Consider the following 10,389-nt stretch of genomic DNA (forward strand, 5'->3'; position numbering starts at 1 on the left):
CGTTGGCCCTAAGTATATCCTTGCGGAAGAGATTGTGCAAGGGGTAATCTCTGTGGCGATAAAAAAAGAGGAAGAACAACTCTTCCTCTTTTCTAGTATGCTGATATGGAATACGTTATCGCTGTTGCTGTACACCCACGGGACGAATGGAGCGCCCATCCCCCTCATGAAAATCCCGGAGAGAATCCGACGGAAGGGAGTCTTCTAAAACCAAGGGACTCCCCCCCGGTGCTCCATGATTGGGCATAACAACATTCCCCGCAACAAAGAGGCCGGAAAGAAATCCTACTCCCACAATACACATGGCAACGGTGCCTTTCTTAATGAGAAAAGACAGGGGAAGTGACCAGCGATATCGCCGATCGCGCATGGCAATAATGGCACGTCGTATCTGCGCATCACGCCGCGGGTCCACAGTGGTTTCAAGACCACCATCACTGCGCACCAGAGAGAAGAAACGTTTATATTCAGCTGTCTCACGGGCACAGAAGACACACTCTTCCATATGTTCCTCGTAGGCAACACGTTCACTTTCTGTCAAATCACCCAACACGTAGAGAAACCCCTCTTCTTCATGGCGATTACACTTCATAATACCCTCGCTTTACAAACTCTTTTCGTATCTTTTCACAGGCCAATCGCATTCTCCCTAAAGCTGTGTTAATGGTACATCCCGTAATCTCTGCAATATCTTTAAAGGGAACACCTCCCATTTCTCGCATGAGGAAAACCTCTTTTTGCTCAACGGAGATATCCTCAAGTACATGGTTTACCAACTCCCTTACCCGTCCATCTGCGGTACTGCTCAAGGGGTCTTGAATCCGACTTCCCACCGCTTGAGAAGCTTCATCTTGATATTTATTCACCACCTTCTCATGGCGAATGTAATCGATGGTCTTTTTGTGAGCAATTCCAAAAAGCCAACTTAAAAAACTTCTATTTCGTTCAAACCGATCTATGGAGTTTAGAGCGGATATGAACGTATCCTGCAGCAGATCCTCTGCAACGTTTCGATCCTTTACCATGCGCAGTATTAAACTGAACACTTTATGCTTATACTCATCATAGAGCTTGGTAAAGGCCTTTACATTTTTGTTGTCAAGCCAATCCGCTACATACTCTTTTTCTGTAAAGTTTTCGTTTTTCATACGCCCCATATTACGATTTCGTTACTGAAGTAATTATTTATTTCCTAATATACATAGGGGCACATAGTATTTTAGCGAGGAATCTATGAGAAAGGAATGTATGAGCTCTTTTCAAAGAGATACCGTTTCTGTACTTCTTGGTGAACCACGTCGCGCTGTACGCATTCTTTCCATCCCCATAGCCTTTTCACTGCTTATACAAACCTTATACAATATTGTTGATGGAATATGGGTTTCGGGCATCCCTGAATATGGCGATGATGCCCTTGCCGCTGTAGGGGTGTTTTTTCCTGTTTTTATGATTCTCATGGCCTTTGCAAGCGGCATCGGTATCGGCGGAGGTGCGGCTATCTCACGAAAGATTGGCGAAAAGAAATCCGGAGATGCCGGTGGGGCGGCCGTATTGACCTACCTTCTTACCGGAGCAATACTGACCCTCCTCATTCTGGGAATACTCCCCGTCTTTCGACCAATCATGGTGGGTATTGCCGGCTGTGAGACCATTGGTGAAATGGCATATCGATACGGGAGAATACTCCTTCTGGGCTCCCCCTTTCTTGCCTTTACCATCATCTCCAATGCAATCTTAAAAGCTGAGGGAGATGCAAAACGATCCATGCTCCTCATGTCAGCAGCCTCCCTCATTAATATCGGAGCTGACCCCCTGTTTATCTATACCTTTGATCTGGGATATACGGGAGCGGCATGGGCCACGGTCTTCTCCTTTGCCTGTGCTGCTGCTCTCAGCGGGTACTGGCTGTGGATCCGTCAGGACACGCACATTACCTTCACAGTGAAAACAGAAACACCCAAAAGTACAATTATCGGGGATATACTCCGCGTGGGAATCCCCACCGCCCTTGCTCAAACTGCTATATCCGTGGCTGCCGCTGGCATTATGCGCCTCATAACCCTTGTGGGAGATGGAGCACATCTTGCAGCATATACCAGCTGTTGGCGGGTCCTCATGTTTATTAATATTCCGGCCTTCGGTCTTGCCGGAGCCACTCTTTCTGTTATTGGAGCAGCCTACGGAGAAGAAAACCCCGCAAAAATGAAGAGCGCCTACTTCTATGCCATACAAACGGGGCTCAAAATTCAAGGGGTACTCGCCCTCTGTGTGTTTCTCTTTGCAGAGCACATCGCCCTGATATTCTCCTACGCAGATGATTCTGCCCACCTGCGTCCTCTCATTGCAACAATTCTCCGCTATCTCTCTCCCGTGTTTGCCTTCTCTCCCATGGGTATTATTACCTCTGCCATGTTTCGATCCATTAAACGGGGAGGGCGCTCTCTTGTTGCCTCCCTTCTTCGCACGGTTATACTTCAGCTCTTTTTTCATGGCTCTTTGCCATACACTTTTCCCACGGTGTTACGGGAATATGGCTTGGCATTACCCTGGGAAATCTTCTGGCAATCATGATTATTTTTCTCTGGGGAAGTCTTACCATGCACTGTCTGGCAAAAACAGAAAACCTTCGTGGGGGTACAGCTCCGCCCAGCCTTTGCCATGAACCCTTCCCCACGCACCGCCCCCTGATTTCTCACGCAGAAGAAGAGTAAATTCCTTCTTCAAACAACGATCCTCTGTAATACCAGTGGGATACAGAGAAATATGTCGGTCTTGGGGTAAAAAGTTATTATTTCATAGAGATCTATGGTATACATACAGAGTGAGGATTGTGTTCCTGCAACAGGAAGCACTCCTACGCATACACAAAGGTACGTCTATGTTTTTCAAAGGGGTAAACCATGACGACAATCAAAAAAGCTGTTTTTACTGTACTCATTCTCTCAACGGGGCTGCTTCTTTCATGCGGTGACTCAACGGGGCCGTCAGACAGAAGCAATAGAGATATTCTGAAGAACAATGACTGGAGAGCCATTCGGGTTGTGGAACAGGGTGATACCACTCACTGGTATGACGATACACTCCAGATTATCGAATTTTATAATGGAACATTACGCGTTCATATGAATTTTGGTGAATACCATATCGATGAACAAAGCTATGACCATATTACGGATAGTACCATAACAGGAGAAGATATAGCAGCTGAATACGATATCATAAACAGGGATACCCTGCGGGTATTTCCCCATGAAGAGGGGGAACCCGAAGAGATAGTCTTTGTTCTCTACGATGGAGACATACCCCCTGACAGCTGGATTGATGATGACGATGATGACGATACCGGAGACAGGGATGCCCCCCGTGATATTCTCCTGGATAATCAGTGGCGTGCGTTTATGGAGATTGAAGAAAGCAGGGCTGGAGGTGTGACAACGCGTGATACCGTACATATAGATGATCCTAAAGCGATCTATCATTTTGAAAAAGATGAGACAGATAGCATATCAAATACCCACATCTATGGAGATCTATGGTCTGGAGTTGAGGAACGAGAAGAGGATGGGGAGCTCTACATTCTTGAATACACCACTGAATATACCATCGAAAGGGATACCTTAAAAATACAGACCCATGTCGATATTAAAACATCCATAAATGGGACACATACTGGTACAGGTTCTATAACCCACTCTCGCTTCTACGAACGGCATGAGCCCCAAGACCACGCAAAAATCACCAGGGTCTCACCCATACAAAGAGATGTCTTTACCATGGAATAACATTTTACAGCAAAATCGGGGGCATGGCTCCCGATTATCTCTCCAGAAAACAGAAGTTCCTCTCCTGATTTTTTAGGAATTACTTGGCACCAATCTTTGTAAAGCAAGCTCTAAATACCGCCACGAAAAATACCATTTCCGTATCATATGCGTACCCCTGTAAGTACGGCCTGCACCACCCTGGGCTAGCAGGCACAATCAACCAATTACAACCTCTGCAGTGGGCATTGGCAAAAAAACTCCCCTACTCCGGCTCCTTCTTCATAGAACAGCCCGGGCCCGTAATCCGGCTGTTTCCTCCCACGCCGGGAACAATTTCAATGCGCGGTTCAATCCCGTCTTTCAGGGCAGCCACGTGAGAAATAACCCCAATGGTTTTCCCCTCCTCATGGAGGTGTGACAGGGCATTTACTGCCGTTTCAAGGGAGTCTTCATCAAGGGTACCAAAGCCTTCATCGAGAAAGAGAGAATCCACACGCACCCTGTTACCCCCCATGTGGGACAATCCCAGGGCAAGGGCAAGACTTATCAGAAAGGACTCCCCCCCGGAAAGATTTTTGGTGGAGCGGATCTCCCCGCCCTGATACTGATCAATCACACTGAGGGTGAGGGGTTCTGCCTCATCCATGGTGAGGATATAGCGGTCGCTCATTTTTTTCAACTCACGGTTTGCCTGAGCCACCATGGTGCGAAAGGTGAGAGACTGGGCAAAGGTGCGGAATTTCTTTCCATCGGCAGACCCGATAAGACTGTGCAGGGCACTCCACCGGGCATACTCCTCCTCCTGCCGGGCTATCTCCTCTTGTTTTTGCGCACGCTCCTGTTTTTTCCGCTCCTCCTCACGCAGGGTATAGTCAAGCTCACTCACCCGGTGCTGTATCTTCTTCAGAGCAGCTTCTGTTTCCCCAATACGTGCTTCCAGGCTCTCCCGGCTTTCTTCCACGGGGTTTTCCTCTTCCCGGGCAAGATCAGCTTCCACCTGCTCCAAGCTCTTAGACAGGCCGATACGCTGTTCCGAAAGCTCTTGTTCACGCCGGGCAAGCTCCTCCCGCTCTGAGACAGTCATACGAGCGGCACAAAGGGCTTCTTCGCTCTCAAAGCCTGCCGCTTCACGGGCTTTCTGAAACTCCTTTTCCACGGCACCAAGCTCTGTATCAATATCCTGAATCTTTGATAGAATATCTTCTATCTGGGTTGTACAGCGTTGATACTCCCTTTGAGCTGTTTCCCCTTCTTTTTGTGCTGCCTCACGATCCCAGTGTATATTCCGACCCTCCTCTTCCAGAATATGCTCCTCCTCTGCCACATCCCTGGACCCAAAAAGCTCATACCGTTTTTTCCGCAAATCTTCCACAAAGGCAGTCTGCTCAGCCAGTTTTTCAGAACATTCCCGCAGCCTGGTACGAATTTCTTCACGGGAAGCATGGCGGGCCTCACGTTCCTGCTGAAGACGTATGTATTCTTTTTCTATATTCTGAGCCTCCTCCGAATATGTAAGCCAGGTATCACGAAGTCCTGTAAGCTTTGTACGCACTTGGGAAAGAGTAGTCTCCGATGAAAGGGAGATACCATAGGGCGCAAGCTTTTCACGCAGCTCTTTGCCCCATTCATCACGCTGTCCCCGAAGTTTTTTTTCCTGCGCGTCCTGCTCCTCCCGTTTCTCCCGCAGACGACGCCCCTCTGCCTCCACTTCCGTAAATGTGTTTCGACGCTGTGCCTCTTCATCACGGAGGTGCTCCTTTTTGTTTCCAAGCGTGCGCAGTTGCTCCTCCGCCGTTTCAGCCCGGGTAATACGATCTTTCAGCTCAGAAAGCTCCCGGTCTATTTCTGAAACAGAACTGCTGTACTCCGTGACAAAGGGATGCTCCCTTGCTCCACAGAGTGGACAGGGGGTATCTTTTTTGAGCTTTGTACGCTCCTCGGAAAAGGAGCGGATTTTTTCTTCATAGGTGCGCTTTTCCAGAAGGTGTTCACGCCTGCTGCGATACTCCCGCAGGAGGCGTCCTTTCAGAATCTCCTCCAAACGCTTCTCCTGAAACGCCACCTCCTTCTCACAGGCCTTCAATCCCTTTTCAGCCTCTTCACAGGCGTTTTTTTCACGGCGCCATGTCTCCCGATACTTCTTCAGGGTTGTATCCATACCCAAAAGTTCGCCCTGCGCCCGTTGTATCTCCCCGTAAAGAGCTTCATAACGCGAGAGTTCATCACACAGGTGCTCACAGGATGCCACCAGCGTTTTTGCAGAAGCATTTTGGCGAAGATAGGCCGCAACTTCCTCACGGCGTTTTTCCAGCTTTTTGAGAGCATCCTCAACCTTTGTATAACACTCATTCTCAGAGGTTTCCTTTTCACGCACCTTCTTTTTTTCCTGTGTACGGCGATCTAACTCTTTTTGAGCGGTGTCGATATCCTTATCCAGATTGCGCACCTGCAAGAAAAGCTCCTGGGCCTCTTTTTTATCCCGTTCAAAGGCCTGGATGCGGCGTTCCACCTCCTCCCTCTTTTTTTGCGCTTCTTCATACTCTTTTTGCAGGCGGGGACGCTCATTTTCCTTTTCGGCCAGCTTTTTTTCTTCCCCTTTTTTTTGTGTACGAACCGTGCTACACCGTTGAAAAAGTCCTTCAATATCGGCGGCACGGCGGGCCCATGCAAGGCGTTTTTTCTGCGGCGCAAAGGCTTCTTCGCGGTGGGTATGCTCTTCAATTTCTCTGGAAAGATCCCCCTGTTTTTTTTGCAGGGCCTCCTTGTGTATACAACGCTGTCTCAGGGCCGAATCCGCAGCAAGGCCTTTTTGAAGGGTTTCCTGTTCATCCTTTGCCGCATCACGATCTTTTTGTACGGCCTCCACCTCCTCCTTCGACATGAGGGATACGCTGTCCATGCCCCCCCGAAGCCGGTCAAGTTCAGCCTTCTGTTCTGTCGTATACTCATGCACTTTTTGGGAAATATGGGAATAGATGGTCGTCCCCGTAATCTGCTCCAGCATTTCTCCCCGATCGCCCTTTTCTGCACGGAGAAAGGAATCAAACTGTCCCTGAGCAAGAAGCATGGAGCGGGTAAAACGGTGAAAATCCATCCCCGTTATCTCCTCCATGCGTGCAGGCATATTCCGCAGGGAGTCTTCCAGTATGGTACCTTCAGGCAAAAGAGAAACCTCCCATTTGGGCGGTTGCAGATTACCGCCGCTTTTTTTACGGGCCCGTTTTTGATACCAGTGGGCGCAGTATCGCCCCTGCCGTGTCTCAAAAATCACCCGGGCACTACACTCCCCCCGGTGCCGCGACATAATATCGTTTTGCCCCGCCGTCACTTTGTCAAGACGGGGGGTTTTTCCATAGAGGGCCATACAGAGCGCATCGAGAATGGTGGATTTGCCCGCCCCCGTGGGGCCCGTGATTGCAAAAATACCGGATGATTCAAAGGCGGGATGGGTAAAATCAACCCGCCACTCACCCGTGAGGGAGTTGAGATTTTTTCCCCCGATTTCAATGATCTTCATGGTCTGCTCCCCCCCGGTCTTCTTCATATATATCACGGAGAACTTTGCTAAAACGCTGGCGCAGGGGCTCCTGCTCTTTTGGAGAAACATCGTGCCGGACAAGGCATTTTTCAAAGACATCTTCGGGGCTCATCTCCTCCAGACTTTCTGTCTCCTCAGGGGGAAGAATGCTCTGCACAAAGGTGCGGTTTTTTATCCGTATCACCCGTGGAAAGGGGCCGGAACATACCGCTTCAATCTCATCCTGCAATCTGTGAATAATCTCATCCCCCGTATACTCCACCTCCACCCAGGCCCGGCTTTTTTCTGCAGAAAGGGCCCGCAAACGCTCCTGAATATGCGATACATCGCCGCGAATACGCTCCAGTTTTTGAAACTCCGGCACAAAAACCGTGGTAATACACGGGGTTGAAGAATCTTCCGTGAAGGTGAGGCACACCACCTGTTTTTCCTGCTTCGCCTCATTAAACCCCATGGGGATGGGTGATCCGCTGTAGCGTATGTGCTCCCGCTGCTGCACCCGTTGGGGCACATGGAGATGTCCCAGGGCCACATAATCCACGGTATCGGGAAAAATATCCGCCGACACCCGGTCCAGGCTCCCCACATAGAGCTCCCGCACCCCGTCCCCATCCACGGTGGTCCCGCCGGCGGTAAAAAGATGTCCCGTCACAATGAGGGGCACATGAGAGCCGGCCTGTTGGCGCAGGGTTTCACCGCGGGAAATTACTTTGGCATAATGTGCACTTACGGCCCGGCGGCGCAGAGACTCCGTATCATCCCCTCCCTCTGCAGAGGCGGTACGAATATCCCGATCACGCAGATAGGGCACGGCACACACCACTGCCTCCACAGCGTCCTCACTATCGCGCAAACAGATAATCTCATCATCCACCTGCGAGGGGGCTGCCCCCACCACGTGAATCTGTAAACTGCGCAAAAGGGCACAGGGAGCATCGAGAAAGGTGGGGGAATCGTGGTTTCCCCCGATAATAATAATATGGCGGCACAAGGATGATATCGCGGCAAGAAAGGAGTAGTACAACTCCTGGGCACGGTTGCTCGGCGTGGGGGTATCGAAAATATCCCCGGCAATAATAATGCCGTCACAGGCCTCTTTTTTGAGGAGCTCCTTGAGCCAGAGGAGAAAGGCCTCAAACTCCTCATACCGTTTTTGTCCGTAGAGCATCCGCCCAAGATGCCAGTCTGAGGTGTGCAACAGTTTCATCCCCATATCCTTCGTTATTTTAGTATCCTTCAATATACCCTCTGTTGCGGGCCCTGTTCAAGATACTATTTTACTGATTCCCCAAAGCCCCTTGGAAAGGACAAACATGATCTATACCACAGCAATCATCGGCGCCGGCGCCGCAGGACTCATGGCCGCCGCCCATCTTCCCTCCTCCGTGGCAGTGGTGGATCACAACGGGCGCATGGGGGAAAAACTGCGCGTGACGGGGGGTGGAAAGTGCAATATCACCAATGAGACGGTGACACCGACCCATTTTCGCGGTGATACTGCCGTCGTGGAAGCGGTATTGCGGGAATTTTCCCCGGGGGATCTCAAAAAACTCCTTACCCAAAGTGGCGTGCGCAGTACCAGGAAAAATGCCGTGGTGCCGGGACAGTATTTTCTCTCCTCTGCCGACGAGGCAATCCGCTTTTTTCGCAAAAAAACATCTCACGCAACCTTCTATTTCAACAGGGCTGTGAAAAAGGTGGAGAAAAAAGATCATTTTATTATCCACACCACCCAAAAGCCCCTGTACTGCAAAAACCTCATTGTGGCAAGCGGCGGCCTTGCCTGGCCCCATCTGGGTGTCTCCCCCGTGGGATATGATATCGCCCGTGCCTTTGGACACAGAATCATCACCCCCGCACCGGCCCTCACGGGCTTTACCCTTCTGCCGCCACAAAAATGGCTCACCACCCTGAGCGGCCTCTCCCTGGAGGCGGAAATTACGGTGGGAAAAAAGATACTGCGGGGAAATATCCTCTGCGCCCATCGGGGGCTCACCGGCCCGGCAGCCATGAATGCTTCTCTCTACTGGGAAAAAGGCCCCATTCACATCAATTTTCTCCCCGCCACTCCCCTTTCACAGTGTATTTCGAAGGCTGGAAACCGCTCCATCAGCACAGCCCTGCCACTTCCCAAACGCTTTGTAAAGGCCTTTTTGCACCACCACGGCATGGAGGATATCCCCCTGCGATCCTGTGGAAAAAAGGAAAGGGAGATTCTTTCCACCCTGCACCGCTTCAGCTTTTCTCCGGCGGGGGTGTTTGGCTATCGCCGGGCGGAGGTGACCCGTGGCGGTGTCTGCCCTGAAGAGCTCACACCACATCTTGAAAGCCGCCGTGTGCCGGGGCTGTTTTTTGCGGGGGAAGTCCTTGACGTGACGGGACAACTGGGAGGATACAATCTTCAGTGGGCCTTTTCTTCAGGGGTTGTCTGTGCACGAAAGATTAATGAGCAAATTAGCGGGACGCTGCAGCGGTGAATTGCGGTTCCGTCGGTGCTGAAAAAATCTGTACGAAATGCCATAACACCTGTAATACACTATCAAACTGAGTAGCCGTGGTGATAAATACCGTGTAGTAGCAATCTACGCATATCCTAAAACAACGTGGAGGCCATAAGAAAAACTGATCCGTATATTCAAGGAGGAAATAAATATAGTCTGCCATTTTTTTTTAATACTTATTTGTAGGAATATTTATGTTTAACGATCTTATAAACTCATACTTATAAAAAAAGGAGTTGCAATGTCACTATCGTGCGCAACATGTAAATCTACAAATGTTCAGAAACTTTCATTGGCTTATCAGAATGGATTATCCGACATAAATGGAACCCAAAAAACGTCTGGTGTAGGCATAAGCAGACGTGGCTTAGGATTTGGTTCAAGTAGATCAAAGTTTAATGGTACACAACAATCTGCATTGTCACAAAAGGCATCCCCTCCTCTCAAAGAACGTGTTATCAAAAATGCATTCATACATTTGGCAATGGCTTTTATAGCGACCCCTTTTGTTGCGCTATTGATATTTAGTAATGAAATAGTATCAGGAGTGGCTATTTTATTGTATCTTGCTTTTGCAATTCACGAT

Annotated in this window: 9 protein-coding genes; 5 read left to right on the forward strand and 4 right to left on the reverse strand. The window is 49.6% G+C overall.

The window, feature by feature from the left end:
* Window positions 1-115: 115 nt before the first annotated feature.
* Window positions 116-592 carry an anti-sigma factor family protein gene (locus tag CALK_RS00945; protein WP_022635762.1) on the reverse strand — a complete coding sequence of 159 codons (477 nt, stop codon included), beginning with the start codon at window positions 590-592 and terminating at the stop codon, window positions 116-118.
* Window positions 582-1,148 (reverse strand): RNA polymerase sigma factor, encoded by a 567-nt coding sequence (locus tag CALK_RS00950; protein WP_022635763.1) that lies wholly within the window; start codon window positions 1,146-1,148, stop codon window positions 582-584. The genes CALK_RS00945 and CALK_RS00950 overlap by 11 nt, the downstream gene beginning before the upstream one ends.
* A gap of 85 nt (window positions 1,149-1,233) precedes the next feature.
* On the opposite strand from CALK_RS00950, the gene CALK_RS00955 reads away from it, so the two are divergent.
* The 3 genes from CALK_RS00955 (at window position 1,234) to CALK_RS00960 (ending at window position 3,782) form a co-directional block, all read left to right on the forward strand.
* Window positions 1,234-2,571, forward strand: a complete 1,338-nt coding sequence (locus tag CALK_RS00955) for an MATE family efflux transporter (protein WP_081697926.1) — start codon at window positions 1,234-1,236, stop codon at window positions 2,569-2,571.
* The gene (locus CALK_RS12745) at window positions 2,568-2,711 is read left to right on the forward strand and encodes a hypothetical protein (RefSeq protein ID WP_155851750.1); all 144 of its coding nucleotides are present in this window, start codon (window positions 2,568-2,570) and stop codon (window positions 2,709-2,711) included. Before CALK_RS00955 ends, CALK_RS12745 begins: the two co-directional genes overlap by 4 nt.
* Before the next feature lie 189 nt (window positions 2,712-2,900).
* On the forward strand, window positions 2,901-3,782 hold the full coding sequence (locus tag CALK_RS00960; RefSeq protein ID WP_022635765.1) for a hypothetical protein: 882 nt from the start codon (window positions 2,901-2,903) through the stop codon (window positions 3,780-3,782).
* Window positions 3,783-4,026: 244 nt separating this feature from the next.
* Here the strand turns inward: CALK_RS00960 and CALK_RS11835 are convergent, their stop codons facing one another.
* Both CALK_RS11835 and CALK_RS00970 read right to left on the reverse strand, forming a co-directional pair.
* Window positions 4,027-7,281 (reverse strand): AAA family ATPase, encoded by a 3,255-nt coding sequence (locus tag CALK_RS11835; RefSeq protein WP_022635766.1) that lies wholly within the window; start codon window positions 7,279-7,281, stop codon window positions 4,027-4,029.
* On the reverse strand, window positions 7,268-8,509 hold the full coding sequence (locus tag CALK_RS00970; RefSeq protein WP_022635767.1) for an exonuclease SbcCD subunit D C-terminal domain-containing protein: 1,242 nt from the start codon (window positions 8,507-8,509) through the stop codon (window positions 7,268-7,270). The genes CALK_RS11835 and CALK_RS00970 overlap by 14 nt, the downstream gene beginning before the upstream one ends.
* Before the next feature lie 106 nt (window positions 8,510-8,615).
* Here CALK_RS00970 and CALK_RS00975 point away from each other — a divergent pair, with 106 nt between their 5' ends.
* Window positions 8,616-9,779, forward strand: coding sequence for a BaiN/RdsA family NAD(P)/FAD-dependent oxidoreductase (locus CALK_RS00975; protein ID WP_022635768.1), 1,164 nt, complete (start codon window positions 8,616-8,618; stop codon window positions 9,777-9,779).
* Window positions 9,780-10,044: 265 nt separating this feature from the next.
* The coding region (locus CALK_RS13165) for a hypothetical protein (protein ID WP_034636029.1) at window positions 10,045-10,389 on the forward strand (345 nt) is incomplete at its 3' end.

The organism is Chitinivibrio alkaliphilus ACht1, from assembly GCF_000474745.1.
Taxonomy (GTDB): domain Bacteria; phylum Fibrobacterota; class Chitinivibrionia; order Chitinivibrionales; family Chitinivibrionaceae; genus Chitinivibrio; species Chitinivibrio alkaliphilus.